The sequence below is a fragment of the Staphylococcus agnetis genome, assembly GCF_011466855.1.
GTDB classification, from domain to species: domain Bacteria; phylum Bacillota; class Bacilli; order Staphylococcales; family Staphylococcaceae; genus Staphylococcus; species Staphylococcus agnetis.
The window spans coordinates 858,307-875,287 of record NZ_CP045927.1 but is presented as its reverse complement, the minus strand read 5'-3'; the positions used below and the strand labels follow the sequence as shown (position 1 = coordinate 875,287).

General features: G+C 36.2%; 17 protein-coding genes and 1 pseudogene. All 18 read right to left on the bottom strand.

The window, feature by feature from the left end; genetic code table 11:
- Positions 1–41: 41 nt before the first annotated feature.
- The 18 genes and pseudogenes from GJE18_RS12115 to fapR all read right to left on the bottom strand — a co-directional run bounded on the left by GJE18_RS12115 (position 42) and on the right by fapR (position 16,787).
- Complete coding sequence (locus tag GJE18_RS12115) at positions 42–1,241, bottom strand: prealbumin-like fold domain-containing protein (protein ID WP_198648125.1); 1,200 nt, start codon at positions 1,239–1,241, stop codon at positions 42–44.
- A 63-nt stretch (positions 1,242–1,304) separates the two neighbouring features.
- Positions 1,305–1,574, bottom strand: a pseudogene (locus GJE18_RS12335) (collagen binding domain-containing protein); the annotation flags it as partial.
- 32 nt (positions 1,575–1,606) lie between these two features.
- On the bottom strand, positions 1,607–2,191 hold the full coding sequence (locus tag GJE18_RS04415; protein WP_107368505.1) for an Ig-like domain-containing protein: 585 nt from the start codon (positions 2,189–2,191) through the stop codon (positions 1,607–1,609).
- A 140-nt stretch (positions 2,192–2,331) separates the two neighbouring features.
- The gene (locus tag GJE18_RS04410) at positions 2,332–3,015 is read right to left on the bottom strand and encodes a phosphatase PAP2 family protein (RefSeq protein WP_107368506.1); all 684 of its coding nucleotides are present in this window, start codon (positions 3,013–3,015) and stop codon (positions 2,332–2,334) included.
- A 284-nt stretch (positions 3,016–3,299) separates the two neighbouring features.
- Positions 3,300–3,650, bottom strand: coding sequence for a 50S ribosomal protein L19 (gene rplS / locus GJE18_RS04405; RefSeq protein WP_037564712.1), 351 nt, complete (start codon positions 3,648–3,650; stop codon positions 3,300–3,302).
- Positions 3,651–3,754: 104 nt separating this feature from the next.
- On the bottom strand, positions 3,755–4,489 hold the full coding sequence (gene trmD, locus GJE18_RS04400; RefSeq protein ID WP_060550894.1) for a tRNA (guanosine(37)-N1)-methyltransferase TrmD: 735 nt from the start codon (positions 4,487–4,489) through the stop codon (positions 3,755–3,757).
- Positions 4,486–4,989 (bottom strand): ribosome maturation factor RimM, encoded by a 504-nt coding sequence (gene rimM / locus GJE18_RS04395; RefSeq protein WP_103346154.1) that lies wholly within the window; start codon positions 4,987–4,989, stop codon positions 4,486–4,488. The genes trmD and rimM overlap by 4 nt, the downstream gene beginning before the upstream one ends.
- Before the next feature lie 104 nt (positions 4,990–5,093).
- Positions 5,094–5,369: a 30S ribosomal protein S16 gene (gene rpsP, locus GJE18_RS04390; protein WP_037564718.1), complete on the bottom strand. Its 276-nt coding sequence runs from the start codon at positions 5,367–5,369 to the stop codon at positions 5,094–5,096.
- A 225-nt stretch (positions 5,370–5,594) separates the two neighbouring features.
- Positions 5,595–6,962: a signal recognition particle protein gene (ffh, locus tag GJE18_RS04385; protein ID WP_060550892.1), complete on the bottom strand. Its 1,368-nt coding sequence runs from the start codon at positions 6,960–6,962 to the stop codon at positions 5,595–5,597.
- A gap of 13 nt (positions 6,963–6,975) precedes the next feature.
- Positions 6,976–7,308: a putative DNA-binding protein gene (locus tag GJE18_RS04380; RefSeq protein WP_037564722.1), complete on the bottom strand. Its 333-nt coding sequence runs from the start codon at positions 7,306–7,308 to the stop codon at positions 6,976–6,978.
- On the bottom strand, positions 7,295–8,626 hold the full coding sequence (ftsY, locus tag GJE18_RS04375; protein WP_060550891.1) for a signal recognition particle-docking protein FtsY: 1,332 nt from the start codon (positions 8,624–8,626) through the stop codon (positions 7,295–7,297). Before ftsY ends, GJE18_RS04380 begins: the two co-directional genes overlap by 14 nt.
- Positions 8,627–12,193, bottom strand: a complete 3,567-nt coding sequence (gene smc / locus GJE18_RS04370) for a chromosome segregation protein SMC (protein WP_165886087.1) — start codon at positions 12,191–12,193, stop codon at positions 8,627–8,629.
- Between the two features lie 3 nt (positions 12,194–12,196).
- Positions 12,197–12,928 (bottom strand): ribonuclease III, encoded by a 732-nt coding sequence (gene rnc, locus GJE18_RS04365; protein ID WP_060550889.1) that lies wholly within the window; start codon positions 12,926–12,928, stop codon positions 12,197–12,199.
- Between the two features lie 111 nt (positions 12,929–13,039).
- Positions 13,040–13,273 (bottom strand): acyl carrier protein, encoded by a 234-nt coding sequence (locus GJE18_RS04360; RefSeq protein ID WP_019165520.1) that lies wholly within the window; start codon positions 13,271–13,273, stop codon positions 13,040–13,042.
- Positions 13,274–13,589: 316 nt separating this feature from the next.
- On the bottom strand, positions 13,590–14,327 hold the full coding sequence (gene fabG / locus GJE18_RS04355) for a 3-oxoacyl-[acyl-carrier-protein] reductase (RefSeq protein ID WP_060550888.1): 738 nt from the start codon (positions 14,325–14,327) through the stop codon (positions 13,590–13,592).
- Positions 14,320–15,246: an ACP S-malonyltransferase gene (fabD, locus tag GJE18_RS04350; RefSeq protein ID WP_103346150.1), complete on the bottom strand. Its 927-nt coding sequence runs from the start codon at positions 15,244–15,246 to the stop codon at positions 14,320–14,322. Before fabD ends, fabG begins: the two co-directional genes overlap by 8 nt.
- Entirely contained in the window at positions 15,239–16,225 is a 987-nt protein-coding gene (gene plsX, locus GJE18_RS04345) for a phosphate acyltransferase PlsX (RefSeq protein WP_103346149.1), read from the bottom strand. Before plsX ends, fabD begins: the two co-directional genes overlap by 8 nt.
- A gap of 1 nt (position 16,226) precedes the next feature.
- A complete protein-coding gene (gene fapR / locus GJE18_RS04340; RefSeq protein WP_060550885.1) occupies positions 16,227–16,787 on the bottom strand; it encodes a transcription factor FapR in 561 nt (186 codons plus the stop codon).
- Positions 16,788–16,981: the final 194 nt, after the last annotated feature.

Below are 16,981 nucleotides of genomic sequence, written 5' to 3'. Positions count from 1 at the left end.
CGTAGGTTTACCTACGTTAAAGGGGTTTTCTCATTTAGAACTTAAACACGATACGTCTTTTGTCTTTTATGGAAGAAATTATTTTTTCTTCTATTAAATGTAATAAGTACGAGACCTAAACCAATTAAACTTAAAATAATCATCGTTGAAGCAAATGGATGATTTTGCATAACTTTACCAGTATTAGGTAACGCATTGCTTTGGTTGGGTTGTGCGTTTTGAGTTGGTTGACTTGAACCATTTGGATAAACTGGTTGCGGTTTTTCCGGTAATAAAGGATTCACTGGCACAGAAGGTTCACTTGGTGTAGTAGGTACTTCTGGTGTTGCTGGTTCTTCCGGTGTTGTCGGCTCTTCTGGTGTTGCTGGTTCTTCCGGTGTTGTCGGCTCCTCTGGTGTTGGTGGATTCTCTGGCGTTGTTGGATCTTCCGGTGTTGTCGGCTCTTCTGGCGTTGCCGATTCTTCAGATTTTGGTGGATTTACCGGTTTAACTGGTTTTTCTGGGTCAATCGGTATGATTGGTTTTGGTTCTTCTGGTGTTGTTGGTTCCTCTGGTGTTGCTGGCTCTTCAGGCATTGTCGGTTCTTCCGGTGTTGTTGGTTCTTCCGGTGTTGTCGGTTCTTCTGGGGATGTTGGCTCTTCCGGTGTTGCTGGTTCTTCTGGGGATGTCGGTTCTTCTGGTTTTGTCGGCTCTTCTGGTTGAGGTTCTTCTGGGGATGTCGGCTCTTCCGGTATTGTTGGTTCTTCCGGTGTTGTCGGCTCTTCCGGTGTTGTTGGCTCTTCTGGTTGAGGTTCTTCTGGTTTTGTCGGCTCTTCCGGTGTTGTTGGCTCTTCTGGTTGAGGTTCTTCTGGTTGAGGTTCTTCCGGAGGTGGTTGTTTAATATTTGTGACGTCTATCTTAATTTCTTTATTTTTTTCAAAATCTAGTACAATTTGATTAGGAAAGTTTGACTGATCAATCGCATATCCATCTGGTATTTTTGTTTCTTTTAACGTATGCGTACCACCTGTAATATTTTCAAATACAAGTTCACCTTGAGCATTAGTTGTTCCTTTAGCTACAACTTTTCCTTCTAGATTTATAAGTTCAAATTCTGCACCCGGTAATGGTGTGCTTGTTCCATTGCTTTCATCTTTACCAGTTTTCGCAATGGTTACTTTACCTTTATATTTAGCTAAATCGCCTTCCGCTTTCCCACCAGCATTTATATTTAATACTGTAGAATTGGAATTTTCATTCACTTGATTTCCATTTTTATCAATATAAGTGACTGTTGAGTCATTGCTGAACGATTTTAATTGAGGATTTGTAATTTTAGATTTATAATATACAACTAACTCATTATATGTAGGTTGATTAAATCGTACTTCAAAACTATTGCCGTTTACTGTTACATAACCTAGTCCAGAATTTTGAAATTCTAGAGCTGTATAATATTTTAGTTCATTTTGTCCTTTTGTCCATACAGAGAATTGAAAACTATCTGCAATAAGTTCTGTACCATCACCTAAAGTATCCTTAATTATAGCTGGATCATTTGCTCTAAAGTAATCTTGTTTATTATTGAATCTAATTGCCCAATGAACTGTATTAACGTCACTTGGAACTATTTGTCCTGATTTAAAAATATTTCATTAGATTCTCCAATTACACCTTTAGGATTATTAACTACTATCTTTCGATTAATATTTGTATTACCGAATATTAAGTTGACATCATGTTTTCCCTCATCAGCTTTATTAATTTCTGCTTCGAAATAAAATTCTCCTCTAACATTTTGAAGGTCTTTAACATTGTCGTTAAACGTACAAATAATCTGTCCGTTTTGTACCACGCATTTCCCTAATACTTTTCCATCATTATTAGTTATATCAAAAGTTTTACTAAATCCAACTAATTCAGGTGGTAGATTCACAGTAATCGTATCATTTGGTTGTATCTTAGTTCCGTTTTTCTGTGAAAAATTTACGGTAATTTTCGCTCTATCACGATACCTAAATTCTCCTGTTGAGCCATCTTGTTTCGAGACTTTAATGTCATCGACAAGGGACTGGGTTAAGTCTTGTGCTAATACACATTTCCCATTGGTAAAAGCTGTGTAAATAAAATAAAAATAGATATTAAAACTGTAAACTTTTTCAATTCTGTCCTCCCTTATAAAATTAATCACAAACTTTGAAAATTGTAACACAAGTTATAAGGGCATTTTTTAATAAATTTACTATTTAAGCGTAATTTAAGTTATCTATATATTCCCATAAAAAACACAGTTAAGTTCCAAACTTAACTGCATACATTTGTATTTATTGTGCTTATCCTATTGTAAACGTTTTAATGATTAACGATGTGAAATGCTTTGGCATTCTTGATATATTTGCTTACATCAAATCGTTGTTTATATGATTGGTATAGCATTAGAGACATGTTCACCCAGAATAAACCAAATGTAACGCCACCTATGACGTCTGTAATAAAATGGGCATGGAAATAAAGTCTTGAAAAAAGAATGCTCATCCATAATATCATCACAACTGCGACCAAACTCCATCGTAAAAACTGCTGTCTGATTTTTGGTATAAACACTAAAACTATTAACATGACAAATAATGTACTTGATAGTGAATGTCCACTTGGAAATGAAAATCCTGTATCATTTAATAAATGATCATAAGGACGTAGTCGATGTAAAAGCGCTTTTAATATAAATCCTATAATGCCACCACTTACGACAGTAGCGAGCATCCACAATGCGAATAAATAATACTTTTTTACCATTAAGATGACTGCCCCGATTATCGTTAAAATAACAAATGTAAGGACATCACCATAAGTGGCAACAAACGTCATATAATCATTAAACAAACCATGGTTGAATACCATTTGTGGCTCCCCAAAATGTGCCATCATCCAATTAAATACGCCGTGATCTAATACATACGTTAGCTCAAAACGCAATGCCACACTGCTCATTATAATAATAAAAATCAAACTGCTGACCATTGAAGTTACTTTCATATTTGTCGGTCATTTATACGTATGCATTTATTCACTCAGTGTAAACTTACAAAATTTAAAATAAAATAGTTTCATTTCTTACTATTGTATTTTAAATCTCCGTATGAAATGAACCTTCCCCCTTTATAGTATATTTTTTATAGTATATCCTCTTTCCATTTAGATCACATACTCATTAAGACGTAATTAAATATCATCCATTAGTCGTAATGACATTTGAAGGCAAAATAAAAAAGCCTGAATATCCATCATTAATAGATGAACATTCAAGCTTTAAACATGTATTAGCGAATTTCTTGGATACGTGCTGCTTTACCACGTAAGCTACGTAAGTAGTAAAGTTTCGCACGGCGTACTTTACCACGACGTTTCAATTCGATTTTTTCAATTTTTGGTGTGTGTAATGGGAACGTACGTTCAACACCTACACCAGATGAAATTTTACGAACTGTGAAAGTTTCAGAAATACCGCCACCGCGACGTTTAATTACAACACCTTCGAATACTTGGATACGCTCACGAGTACCTTCGACGATACGAACGTGTACACGTAAAGTATCACCAGCGCGGAATGTTGGGATATCGTCACGTAATTGTGATTTCGTTACTGCTTCGATTAATTTGTGGTTTGTCATTTTTATACTCTCCTTCAACCTATGTTCTTGCCTTGACATCATATAGCAGCGGATCATAGTGATTTTTGTGCATTTCACACTCAGAATATTGTAGCAAAGTTTTATTACATTTTCAATGTTCTTTTGTGTGATTCTACAATTTTCTTATCTTCTTTCGTTAATGGATATTTTTCGAGTAAGTCCGGTCTCTTTTCTAATGTTCGTATTAAAGACTGTTCTCGACGCCATTTTTCAATATGGGCATGATTGCCTGAAAGTAATACATCCGGTACATCATGGCCTTCAAATGTTCTAGGACGTGTATATTGTGGATATTCTAATAATCCACTTGAGAATGAATCATCTTCATGTGACACTTGATTTCCTAACACCTCTGGTATGAGACGAACGATAGCGTCTGTCATTACCATTGCAGGTAATTCTCCACCTGTAAGGACAAAGTCACCAACTGAAAACTCATCCGTAACAAGTGTCTCTCTAATACGTTCATCATATCCTTCGTAATGCCCACAGATAAATACGAGGTGGTCGGCTTTTGCGAGTGATTCTGCTTGTTGTTGATCAAAACGTCGGCCTTGTGGCGTCATCAAAATCACACGTGTATGCTCAGTTGTATCTAAATCACGCATCGCATTAAAGATGGGTTCAGGTTTTAATACCATCCCTTGACCACCGCCATATGGGTAATCATCTACTTGGTTATGTTTATTATTCGCATAATCCCTAAAATTTATGGTACGTGTTTGTAATATTTGTTTTTCACGTGCACGCTTTAAAATTGAAGCATTTAACACGCCTTCAAACATTTCCGGAAATAATGTTAAATAATCAATTCTCATTCATTTAACAATCCTTCCATTGGTGTAATGACAATACGTTTAGAATCAATATCTATGTCTTTTACAACATCAGCAATATAAGGGATTAAATGTTCTTTATCACCTTTTACAACCCAAACATCATTGGCACCCGTTTCAAAAATTTCAGTGACACGACCTATTGGACGCGCACCATCAAACACTGTGCAACCAATAATGTCTGAGTAGTAATATTCGTGTTCTGCTAATTCGATTTCTTCATGATCGCGCTCTTGATACAATGATTGTCCTTTTAAATGTTCTATATCATTAATATTATTAAAGCCTTCAAATGTGAGCATATGCAATCCTTTATGCATACGATGTGTTTTAACAGTGAGTGACACCGTTCGACCTTTATCGTTTACTTCAAGCATTTCACCTGGCTGAAAACGTACATCTGTAAAATCTGAATTAGATTGAATTTTGACTTCCCCTTTGATGCCATGAGTATTAACGATTTTACCCACTTCTACTTTCATCGATTGGGCCTCCTCATTCAAAATAATGTATAAAAAAAGTGAGACGTAAAATCAAACACTTCAATTTGATTTCGCCGTCTCACCTACGTTCATGAACTTTAGAATTATTTTGCTTTCTTTTGTTCGTCAAACGTTTTTAAGATACCTTCACGTGAAAGAATGTTGTGAACTGTATCAGTTGGTTTAGCACCGTCTTTTAACCATTTAAGTGCTAATTCTTCATTAATTGTAACCTCAGGTGCATTCACTGCTGCTGGGTTGTAAGTACCGATTTGCTCGATGATACGACCATCACGTGGTGAACGAGCATCTGCAACTACGATACGGTAGAATGGATTTCTTTTTGAACCTAAACGTGTTAAACGAATTTTAACTGCCATTTATAATACGCTCCTTTAAATTTTCAATAGTTTTGTTATCTACAAGAAATTATAATAACAGGCTTTCGAGACTTTGTAAAGAGAAAATACTTTACCAATTAAAAAATTTGTTACACCGATAGATATCATAATGCTTTTCATCGAGCCCAAATGGTTTTCGACGTATAGCGACATAAAAAGAAATAGCACTACGGCCTCTCTCCGTAGCACTACTCCTTATACATCCTAAAATGGCAAATTCATACCTTTTAGCATATTTTGCATTTGACTTTGTTTACCTTTTTTACCTTTAGCACCGCCAGTAAATTGTTTCATCATCTTTTTCATATCATTAAATTGTTTCAATAAGCGGTTGACTTCTTGTAATGAACGCCCTGATCCTGCAGCGATACGACGTTTGCGTGAGATATTGAGTTTCGCGGGATTTTCACGCTCTGCAGGTGTCATGGATTGAATGATTGCTTTAATGTGATCAATTTGTTTATCGCTCATTTTTAAATTGTTGATACCTTTCATTTTATTCATGCCAGGTATCATTTTCATAATATCATCTAAAGGTCCTAAGTTTTTCACTTGATCTAGTTGTTCTAAGAAATCTTCCAACGTAAATGATGAATCGCGCATTTTCTTTTCTAAATCTTTTGCTTTAGACTCATCAACGTCTTGTTGTGCTTTTTCAATCAGGCTTAATACGTCTCCCATACCTAGGATACGCGATGCCATACGTTCTGGATGGAAAAGTTCCAGACCATCCATCTTCTCACTCATACCTACAAACTTAATTGGTTTTTGTGTGACAGCACGAATTGAAAGTGCAGCCCCACCACGTGTATCCCCATCAAGTTTTGTAAGTGTCACCCCTGTGACATCGAGCTGCTTGTCAAAAGAATCTGCGACATTGACAGCATCTTGACCTGTCATCGCATCAACGACTAACATAATTTCGTCAGGTTTAGAAATTTCTTTCACTTCTTGAAGCTCATTCATTAATGCTTCATCAATGTGTAAACGACCTGCAGTATCGATAATGACAAAATCAAGATGTTCCTCTTTGGCATGCTTTAATGCATTTTCAACAATTTGTTGTGGCGGTACTTGATCACCTTCAGAATATACTGGAATGTCAATTTGTTTACCTACAGTTTGTAATTGATTAATCGCAGCTGGACGGTAAATATCACCCGCAACAAGTAACGGTTTTTTATTGTATTTTTTACGCATAAGTAGTGCAAGCTTACCCGCAGTTGTTGTTTTACCTGCACCTTGTAAACCAACCATCATAATCACAGTTGGAGGTTTTTTAGCCATATTAATACGACTATTATCGCCACCCATTAATATTGTCAATTCTTCTTGAACGATTTTAATCACTTGTTGTCCTGGTGTTAATGATTTCATTACGTCAGAACCAAGTGCACGTTCAGATACAGTATTGACGAAGCTTTTAACTACTTTGAAGTTAACATCGGCTTCAAGTAATGCAAGTCGTACTTCTCGCATCATTAACTTGATGTCCGCTTCTGTCACTTTACCTTTACCTTTTATTTTCTGCATCGTCTCTTGCAGTCGATCGGATAACCCTTCAAACGCCATAAAGTGACCCTCCTTATTCTAAGTCTTCTAATTCTTTAATATAATGCTTTAATGTTTCAGGTTGTTCAAGAGATTGTTTCATTAATTGATAGAGTTCTTGACGGCGTGTGAAACGTCGATATAACCCTAGTTTCGTTTCATAATCTTCTACTAAGTCGCCAGTTCTTCTTATATTATCATAAACGGCTTGACGACTCACATCAAACGTTTCTGCGATTTCACTTAATGCATAATCTTCTAAATAAAATAAGCGTAAATAATTGCGCTGTTTTTCAGTTAGCAAGGATTGATAAAAATCAAATAAGTAATTCATACGAATTGTTTTAATTAAATCATTGTCGCTCATCCGTTACGTCACCATTTTCATCTGTCGTTACACTTTCTTCAATCATATCAGCAAACAGGCCATATACATAACTTTCCGCGTTGAATGGTTGTAAATCATCTAACTTCTCACCTAGACCAACATATTTTACCGGAATGTGTAACTCGTTTCGAATCGCAAGCACAATGCCACCTTTAGCTGTTCCGTCTAGTTTTGTTAATACGATACCTGTGACGTCTGTGACTTCTTTAAACGCTTTGGCTTGCGCTAAGGCATTTTGACCTGTAGTCGCATCTAAGCATAATAAAACTTCATGTGGTGCTTCAGGAATCGAGCGTCCTATCACACGTTTCACTTTCTGAAGCTCATTCATTAAGTTTTGTTTATTTTGTAAACGACCTGCTGTATCACAAATTAAAATATCTACACCTTTATTTTTAGCCGCATTAATGGCATCATACATGACTGCTGCAGGATCAGATCCTTCTTTTTGACGAATCACTTCAACGCCTACACGGTCTCCCCATACTTGAAGTTGCTCAATAGCTCCAGCACGGAATGTATCGCCAGCAGCAAGCATGACTTTTTTACCTTGTGCTTGGTAACGGTGTGCAAGTTTACCAATCGTCGTTGTTTTCCCTACACCATTAACGCCCACCATTAAAATTACATTTAAACGTTCATCTTCTAAATTCATTTCTTCAGATTTATCGTCTTCTTGATGATAGATTTCTACCATTTTTTCAACGATTGTTTCACGTAAATCTTCAGTCTCTGTCACATTGCGACGTTTGGCTTCCATACGCAACTCATCAACGAGTTCCATTACCGTATTGAAACCAACGTCTGCCTGAATAAGCATTTCTTCTAATGCCTCAAAAAAGTCTTCATCTACGGTACGATAATGTGCAATTAAATTGTTCAATTGCGTTTGGAAATTTTCACGTGATTTCTCTAATCCATCACGGAACTTGGCTCCTATTTTTTGAGCTTCAAGTTCTTCAAATTCCTCAATAGACATCAGTCCATCATCTTCGAAATCATCATCCCAACTTTGATCTTTCCAATCAATTTCGTTTGCTTTTAACTTTTTCTTTTTGGGCGATGGTTCATTTAGGTTTGAAATTTCAGATTGCGTAGGATGTGTTTGCATGTGCGTATTTTCGGTTTGACTCGGACGCGTTTCCACTTGACGTTCGAAATCTTGATTCTCATCACGCCATTCTACTTCCTCGTGTCCTTCATTTTTACGCTCGGATTCAAAATCATCCATTTTCCCAAAATCTTTTTCAATATCTTGTCCACTAAATTTGTCTTTGAGTCGTTTAAAAAAGCTCATTTAGCTTTGTTCCTCCTTCATGACATCATCAATTGTATTTAAATTGACACTTACCAGTCTTGAAACACCTAATTCTTGCATTGTCACACCATATAGTCGGTCACACTTTTCCATCGTTCCTTTACGGTGCGTAATGACAATAAACTGCGTTTCATGTGATAAATCCCTTAAAAATTGCGCATAACGTACGACATTGGCTTCATCTAATGCCGCTTCCACTTCATCCAGTATAACAAATGGCGCAGATCTCACCTTTAAAATTGCGAAAAGTAAGGCGATTGCACTTAACGCACGTTCACCACCACTTAATAATGAAAGATGTTGTAATTTTTTTCCAGGTGGTTGTACCTTTATTTCTACCCCTGCAGTTAAATAATCATCATCAGTTAAACTTAATGTAGCTTCACCGCCACCAAATAAAGCTTTAAACACGTCTGAAAAATGTTTTTGAACCGCATGAAATGTTGTACTGAAACGTTCTGTCACTTCTGCATCCATTTCTGCAATAATCTGTTCGAGCGTCGTTTTGGCTTCTCTCAAATCTTTCTGTTGCGTAGATAAAAACGTATACCGTTCATTAACTTCTTCAAATTGTTCAATCGCATTTAAATTGACCGGTCCTAATTCGTCTATCGTCATTTGAGTGAGTTTTACCTTTTGGCGCAATGCAGAAATCTCTTCCTCTTTAGATGCATAATGCGTTTCTACATATTGGAACGTCATATGATATTTTTCATCTAAGTGTGTTAATGCATGATCAATCAAAACGTCTAACCTTGATTGTGCTGATTTAATATCTTGATATTGATTTTCAATATTTAACAATTGTTGATGAATATCTTCTAACGCTTTTTCATTTGATTCAATTAAATGTTCCGTCTCTAAACGTTGTTGACGTAACTGATCTTGTTGCTCATTTAACGATTGCTTCTCATTTTGAAAAGCGTTAATTTTTTCCTCTAACGCTGACAATGTCGCATCATCGTTACCATCTTCAGAATTGATAAGTTCATATTGTTCTTGGAGTTTTTGTAGTTGTGCAGTCACTGTTTCATTTTCTTGATCTAATCTTTTTTGTTCTCCAAGTTGGGCTTTTAAGCGCTCTTTAATCACCGCTAAGTCTGATTGCTTTTGATGCAGCGTCTGTTGTAACGTCGATTGTTTTTCCTTATCTTCTTTCGATTGGTTGGATAAAGCTTGAATTTGAGTGTTGAGTGCTTCAAGTTTTGAAGCTAACGCCGCGTGTTCATTTTGTTTTGATTGAAGTGTAGCTTCACTATTATCTCTTTGATAACCATCATTCATTTCGAATTCAAATTCTTCATGTTCTGCTTTAAGACGTTGTTCAATTTCTTGATGACGGTCTTGTTCTAAAGATAAATCATGAATCGCATGTTTTAAATGATTGTGTTGCTGTTGCACCTTAACATATGCATCGCTCAATTCATTTTGTTGCTTCTTATAATTTTGGCAACGTGTCTCAAGTTCTTGAGTTTGCGTAGTATAGGTCTCTAACTGTGATTCAAGACGTTGAATGTCTTGCTTTTGACTTAAAATAGATTGCTTTTGTTGTGTACCCCCACCAGTCATAGATCCACCTGGGTTAACGACATCACCTTCTAATGTCACAATTCGTATTTTGTAATGTATTGCTTTCGCTATCGCATTGGCATGTGCAATGGTATCAGCAATAATAGTGCGTCCTAATAAATTTTGAATAACGTTTTGATATTGTTTATCCGTTTTCACTGCGTCACTTGCAACCGTTATAAACCCTTCCAAAGAAGATGCTTCTTTAATTAATGACGGTTCAATGTGTTTAGGTTTAATGACAGATAATGGTAAAAATGTTGCACGGCCGGCTTGCTTTTGTTTTAAAAATTGAATCGCGCTACGTGCCACTTTCTCATCATCCACAATAACGTGTTGCATTGTAGCACCTAAAGCCGTTTCAATTGCAACAGTCATATTTGAAGGTACATCAATATTTTGTGCCACCGCGCCATGAATACCTTCAAGATGGGTGGCATTTAATATCGCTTTGACACCTTGATAATAAAAAGCCATTTCATTATCACGCATGCGTAAACCTTCTATACGTGATTTTAATTGATCCGTGTATCGATAGGCTTGATATAATTTATCCTCAGACGCTTTATGCTCAGCCTTTATTTCTGATAATTGAGCTTCAAGCGCTTTATTTTGTTTTGCCACCGCTTCAAGTTGCGTTTCTTTTTCGCGCTTTTGAATGTCTATTTCAGAAATATGTTGTTGTGCTTCTTTTAATTGTTTATAAGCTTCAGTTAATCTCGAATCTAAACGTGATTGTTTTAATTTATGTTCTTCTATCGTACGCTCTAAAAAACGAATATCATTATTGACTTCTGATTGTTTAGACATACAAGCATAATAGTCATCTTTTAAAGCTTCTAACGTTTCTTCATGATTTTCATCACTTTTTTCAAATGCGACTTCAAGTTCATGAATCTCAGTAGCAAGTGTTTGTTTTTGTTGTTTTAATTGCGCTATTGTTTTATCCACTTCATCACGTTGTGCAAGCAGTTGTTTTTGATGATGATTTAAACTGTCTTGTTCTTCTTCAATACGTGCATTCGTTTGAGATTGATTTTTTTGACGTTCCTCAATCAATTTATATTGACCTGTAACTTTTTCTACATTTTCAGTAACTTGAATTAAGTGATGATTTAACGTTTCAAGTTTTTGATCTATTTGGTGACGTTCACCTTTCGTCTTTTGAATCGTTCTTGATACGTCTGACTTTTTCGATTGAATGGACGCTTGTTCACTTTGTAGGTCATTTAATGCTTGGTCGTGGGTACGAATTTGAGATTGATAAGACTGAATATCGGACACTGTGACTTTTATATCACTTTCTTTTAATGTCTCCGATAATTGAAGATATTCTTTTGCGATTGCTGCTTCTTCTTTTAAAGGTTCTACACGCCCTTCAAGATCATATAAAATATCTTCTACCCGATTTAAATTATCTTCAGTTTGTCCCAATTTCTCTTCGGAAGCTGCTTTCCGTCTTTTATATTTTAATACCCCAGCAGATTCTTCAATAATTTGACGACGATCAATTGGCTTTGCATTTAATACTTCATCTACACGTCCTTGTGAAATGATGCTTAATGCTTCTTTTCCTAGACCAGAGTCTAAAAATAACTCCACGACATCTTTTAATCTTTGACGTTCATTATTAATGAAAAACGCACTTTCGCCACTGCGATATAAACGGCGCGTTACCACAACATGCTCTGCATCATAATTGAGTAAACCTTTTTGATTATCTAAACTTAATTGAACTTCTGCAAAATTTTGTGCATTACGATGTTTAGCACCCGAAAAAATGACATCTTCCATTTTACTACCACGTAGAGATTTCGCTGATTGTTCACCGAGTACCCATTTAATTGCATCTGTAATATTACTTTTACCACTACCATTTGGCCCTACAATTGCAGTAACACCTTTATCGAATTGAACTTGTGTTGGTTCTGCAAAAGATTTAAAGCCAACGACATCAATAGATTTTAAATAAACCATATGTTACTCCTTATTTGACAGTTGTAGTAACGCTTTTTCTGCTGCTTTTTGTTCAGATTCTTTTTTCGTACGCCCCACACCAGACGCCACAGCTTCATTATCTAAAAGTACTTCTGACGTAAATTGACGATGATGCGCAGGACCATCTTCTTTGATCATGCGATAGGATACTGAACTTCGCAACGTTTGATGTGCCATTTCTTGAAGTTGTGTTTTAAAGTCAACAACCCCACTCAATGCATTATCTTCAACATATGGGAAAATAATGGCATTCGCAAAGCGTTCAACAACTTCAAGACCTTGATCTAAATAAAGTGCGCCTACAAAGGCTTCAAACGCATCTGCAATTAATGAAGGTCGCGTACGCCCACCTGTTTTCTCTTCACCTTTTCCTAACAGAATGAGTTGATTCAGATTAATTTTATTCGCAAATATTACAAGTGATGGTTCACACACGATTGTTGCACGCATTTTTGTTAGGTCACCCTCAGGAACATCAGGGTATTTCTCATATAAAAAGCGTGATACCGTCAATTCTAATACTGCGTCTCCTAAAAATTCCAAACGTTCATTATGACTTAAGCGTTCCATATTGAAGTCATTAATAAAACTCGAATGTGAAAAAGCTTGTTGATATATATCTAAATTACGAAAGGGTAAATCAAGTTCTTTCATTTTTAATTTAAAGTTATGTTCAAAAGCTTTAATCAGCGTTTGTTTTCGTAATTTCGCCATTCAGTTTCCTCCATTTAATTCACATTTCTACTAAAGATTTGATGTAGTTGGATTGTCTTATAAATGATTAGTAAAAAATCTGAGTCGAGAACACGACTCAGATGAAAAGAATTATTTTTCAAGTGTATTAATGTAATTCACAGCGTCACCAACTGTGTTGATTTTTTCAGCTTCTTCATCAGGAATCTCTGTACCGAATTCATCTTCTAATTCCATTACTAATTCCGCAATGTCAAGTGAATCTGCGCCTAAATCATCTTTGAATGAAGCATCTTCAGTTACCTTGTCAGCATCAACGCCTAAACGGTCAACGATGATATCTTTTACTTTATCGAAGTTTTCCACAGTGTTTCACCTCCTTTAAAAAGTCGATGTACTTCATCGAATTGTGTGTCACATAACGTGACGGTATCACAAATTCAAGAAATACTAGACTTTTTTATTTTGCCATTTTATCTCCATAAATACAACCATTCTCATGCAAAAACTACTGTATTTTAACGATGTTTCATCAATTTAAAAGTGATGATACCTACGAGGGTTTCAGCATTCATTTTTTTGAATGATTGTACGTTAATCACTGTGAGGTTGCATAGCGCATCATGCATTGAATGTTCTCGTAAAACTTAAATACATGATGCGGAACTTAAGTGAACCTCAATTACTCCATGTGCATACCACCATTCACATGGATAGTTTGGCCTGTAATGTATTTCGCTTTATCAGATGCTAAAAAGGCAACAGTATGAGCGATATCTGTATCTTCACCGAAATGACCTAAAGGAATTTGTGATTTCATACCTTCTTTTAAGTCATCGTTCAAAGCATTTGTCATGTCAGAAACGATGAATCCTGGTGCAACAGCATTCACTGTAATATGGCGTGAAGCAAGTTCACGTGCTGCAGTTTTCGTCATACCAATCACACCCGCCTTTGAAGCAACGTAATTAATTTGACCTGGGTTACCTACTGCACCGACGATACTTGTTAAGTTAATGATACGTCCACCTTTTTGGCGTAACATTTGAGGTGTCACTTTTTGAATACAGTTAAACACACCTTTTAAGTTTGTATCAATAACATCATCCCATTCTTGTTCTTTCATACGCATTAATAGGTTGTCACGCGTAATTCCTGCATTATTGACTAAAACATCGACTGAACCAAATTGGCTAACGACTTCTTTAATCATTGCTTTAACTTCATCAGGGTTCGCAACATTCGCTTGAATAGCAAATGCTTCAACACCCTTTTCTTTAATGCTCTCTACGACTTGTTCTGCTTTTTCTTTGTTGCCTGCATAGTTAACTGCAACGTTAAATCCTTCTTCAGCTAATTGTAATGCGATACTGCGTCCGATACCTCTTGACGCGCCTGTTACTAATGCTACTTTAGTCATGTTTTAACCATTCCTTTACATCTTCGAGCGTTTGAATCGAAGTTAATTTGATATCTCTGTTTATTTTTTTAACTAAACCAGATAAAACTTTACCCGGTCCGATTTCTACGAAGTGATCTGCACCTTGTGCAATCAACCATTCCACAGATTCGATAAATTGAACCGGTGAGTACAGCTGTTCAATCATATGTTGATGAATTGTCTCAGCATTTTGTTCACCTTGCGCATGCACATTTTGAACGACAGGAACCGTTGCATCTGACCATTCAAATGTTGACGTATAGGCTTCGAAATCTTTTTCAATTACTTTCATCATTGATGAATGAAAAGGTCCTGAAACTTGAAGCGGCATCACGCGTTTTGCGCCTAATGCTTTACCATTTTCGACGAATTCATCAATTTTTGATTTATGCCCAGACACAACAATCTGACCTGGGCAATTAATATTTGCCGGTTCAACAATGGCTTCCTCTGTAGAAAGATCATTACAAATGGCTTTCACTTCATCGTAAGAAAGCCCGAGTACAGCGGCCATACTTCCAACACCATCTGGAAACGCTTTAGCCATTAATTCACCACGACGACGTACAATTTTTACAGCATCCTCAAATTTTAATACGCCACTCATAACAAGGCTTGAGTACTCGCCTAAACTATGACCAATGGTGAAATCTGCTTGCGGGCGTCCCATGGCTTCATATAATGCCATACTATGCGTAAGTAGTGCGGGCTGTGTATTTTCAGTTTGACCTAACACACCATGTTCATCTTTAAACATTGTTTGGAGTAAATCAAAATCGACACTTGCTTGTGCTTGATCTAAGATCTGTGTCGCACGTGGATCTGCTTGATATAAATCTGCAGCCATACCTACTTTTTGCGCACCTTGACCTGGAAACATAAATACCGTTTTACTCATCTTTTTCTCCTACCTTTTCACGCATAATGTCCACAATTTTGGTGTCACTTGCAATTTTAGCTTGTCTAATTGCAGAGTAGAACGCTTTTGCGTTAGAACTACCATGTGCTTTTACAACAACACCATCTAAACCTAATAGTACAGAACCACCATACTCTGAATAATCAAGTTGTTTTGCGATGGCTTTAATATCTTTTTTCATAATAAGAAGTGCGATTTTATTTTTAAATTTAGACATTAATGTCCCTTTAATAATTTTGCCAAATGACTTCGCAATACCTTCTAAATTTTTCAGAATCATATTACCAGTGTAACCATCTGTAACAATCACATCTGCATCATCTTCCAAGATAGATTTAGCTTCAATGTTCCCTACAAAATGAAGCGTATCAGAATCTTTTAATAATGCGTATGCCTGTTTCGTTAAGCTATTTCCTTTTTGAGCTTCTGTACCAATGTTAAGTAAAGCGACACGTGGTTGTTCAATATTACGCACATTTTGCGCATAAATATGACCTAAGATTGCATTTTGATATAAGTGTTCTGCTTTTGCATCGGCATTTGCACCAACATCTAAGAAGACTACACCATTACCTTTTACAGTTGGTAACGTAACGACTAAAGCAGGTCTTGATACGCCAGGTAAACGTCCAACAATAAATAATCCAGCAGACATCAATGCGCCTGTATTACCAGCAGATACACATGCTGTTGCTTCTCCATTTTTAACAGCTTCAGCCATTTTTACCATAGAACTATCTTTTTTTCGTTTAATCGCTCGAACGGGCTCATCTTCCATTGAAATAGCTTCTGTTGTATGACGCACATGTACACGTGGATGATTTATCGTACATTGTGCTTGATCACCAAATAATAAAATCTCTAAATCATCAAAGTCATTCACTGCTTTTTCAACTGCTTCTAACACGATATCAGGTGCATCGTCTCCACCCATCATATCTACAGCAATTTTAATCATGTTATTCATCCTCACTTATGTAATACATTTTAAAAATTCCTTCAAAAACTTTTGTATTATGAACGTACGAGCGTACAGTCATTTCATAATATTTATCATCATGATATTCAACGTGTGCTTCAGCAATCACAACATCACCTAAATAAACAGGTTTTACAAAGTGAATGTGACTCTCTTTTGTCAGTACAGATTCATGTTGAATCAATGCCACACAAAGAGAATTCGCTTGCGCAAAGACCACGTGACCTCTCGCAACACGATTGCGCGTAAAAACATCATGTTTCGTAATCGTATATACTGACTTGGCATATTGATTTGCTTCGAGTGCGACAACATCACCTATAATATCTTGATTCTCTAATGAACTAATATTTTCATACTGATCTTTAGCAACACGTTTAACACGTTCTCTTAGTTCAGGGATGTTGAGCTGACTTCTATCGAGACGAATGGTTTGAATACTCACTTCATACATGTCACTCAATGCTTGATCAGTAATAAAGGGGTTTTGTTCTATTGTTTTTTGAATCATTTCCCGTCGTTCATTTTTCGTTCTTTTCATGTTTATGCCACCCCTATTTAGTACCAAGTCTTAATGAACTCAATACCATTCTACCATGCATCTAGAGAACTTCAAAATAATTTAATACAGTAATTTTACAGTATATCTTTACACCTTAACGGTTCGATAACTTATGCATTATGAAAATATAGGCTTTTAATCACCATTGTTTTAGACCATTTGTTAAAGGAAAC

What these genes read in the sequence shown, in the direction of transcription:
- ftsY (WP_060550891.1), bottom strand. Translation starts at nt 8,626, where the DNA reads ATGAGCTTTTTTAAACGACTCAAAGACAAATTTAGTGGACAAGATATT.
- rnc (WP_060550889.1), bottom strand. Translation starts at nt 12,928, where the DNA reads ATGGCGAAATTACGAAAACAAACGCTGATTAAAGCTTTTGAACATAAC.
- fapR (WP_060550885.1), bottom strand. Translation starts at nt 16,787, where the DNA reads ATGAAAAGAACGAAAAATGAACGACGGGAAATGATTCAAAAAACAATA.
- trmD (WP_060550894.1), bottom strand. Translation starts at nt 4,489, where the DNA reads ATGAGAATTGATTATTTAACATTATTTCCGGAAATGTTTGAAGGCGTG.
- ffh (WP_060550892.1), bottom strand. Translation starts at nt 6,962, where the DNA reads ATGGCGTTTGAAGGGTTATCCGATCGACTGCAAGAGACGATGCAGAAA.
- rpsP (WP_037564718.1), bottom strand. Translation starts at nt 5,369, where the DNA reads ATGGCAGTTAAAATTCGTTTAACACGTTTAGGTTCAAAAAGAAATCCA.
- GJE18_RS04380 (WP_037564722.1), bottom strand. Translation starts at nt 7,308, where the DNA reads ATGAGCGACAATGATTTAATTAAAACAATTCGTATGAATTACTTATTT.
- rimM (WP_103346154.1), bottom strand. Translation starts at nt 4,989, where the DNA reads ATGAAAGTAGAAGTGGGTAAAATCGTTAATACTCATGGCATCAAAGGG.
- GJE18_RS04410 (WP_107368506.1), bottom strand. Translation starts at nt 3,015, where the DNA reads ATGAAAGTAACTTCAATGGTCAGCAGTTTGATTTTTATTATTATAATG.
- plsX (WP_103346149.1), bottom strand. Translation starts at nt 16,225, where the DNA reads ATGATTAAAATTGCTGTAGATATGATGGGTGGAGACGATGCACCTGAT.
- rplS (WP_037564712.1), bottom strand. Translation starts at nt 3,650, where the DNA reads ATGACAAACCACAAATTAATCGAAGCAGTAACGAAATCACAATTACGT.
- smc (WP_165886087.1), bottom strand. Translation starts at nt 12,193, where the DNA reads ATGGTTTATTTAAAATCTATTGATGTCGTTGGCTTTAAATCTTTTGCA.
- fabG (WP_060550888.1), bottom strand. Translation starts at nt 14,327, where the DNA reads ATGACTAAAGTAGCATTAGTAACAGGCGCGTCAAGAGGTATCGGACGC.
- fabD (WP_103346150.1), bottom strand. Translation starts at nt 15,246, where the DNA reads ATGAGTAAAACGGTATTTATGTTTCCAGGTCAAGGTGCGCAAAAAGTA.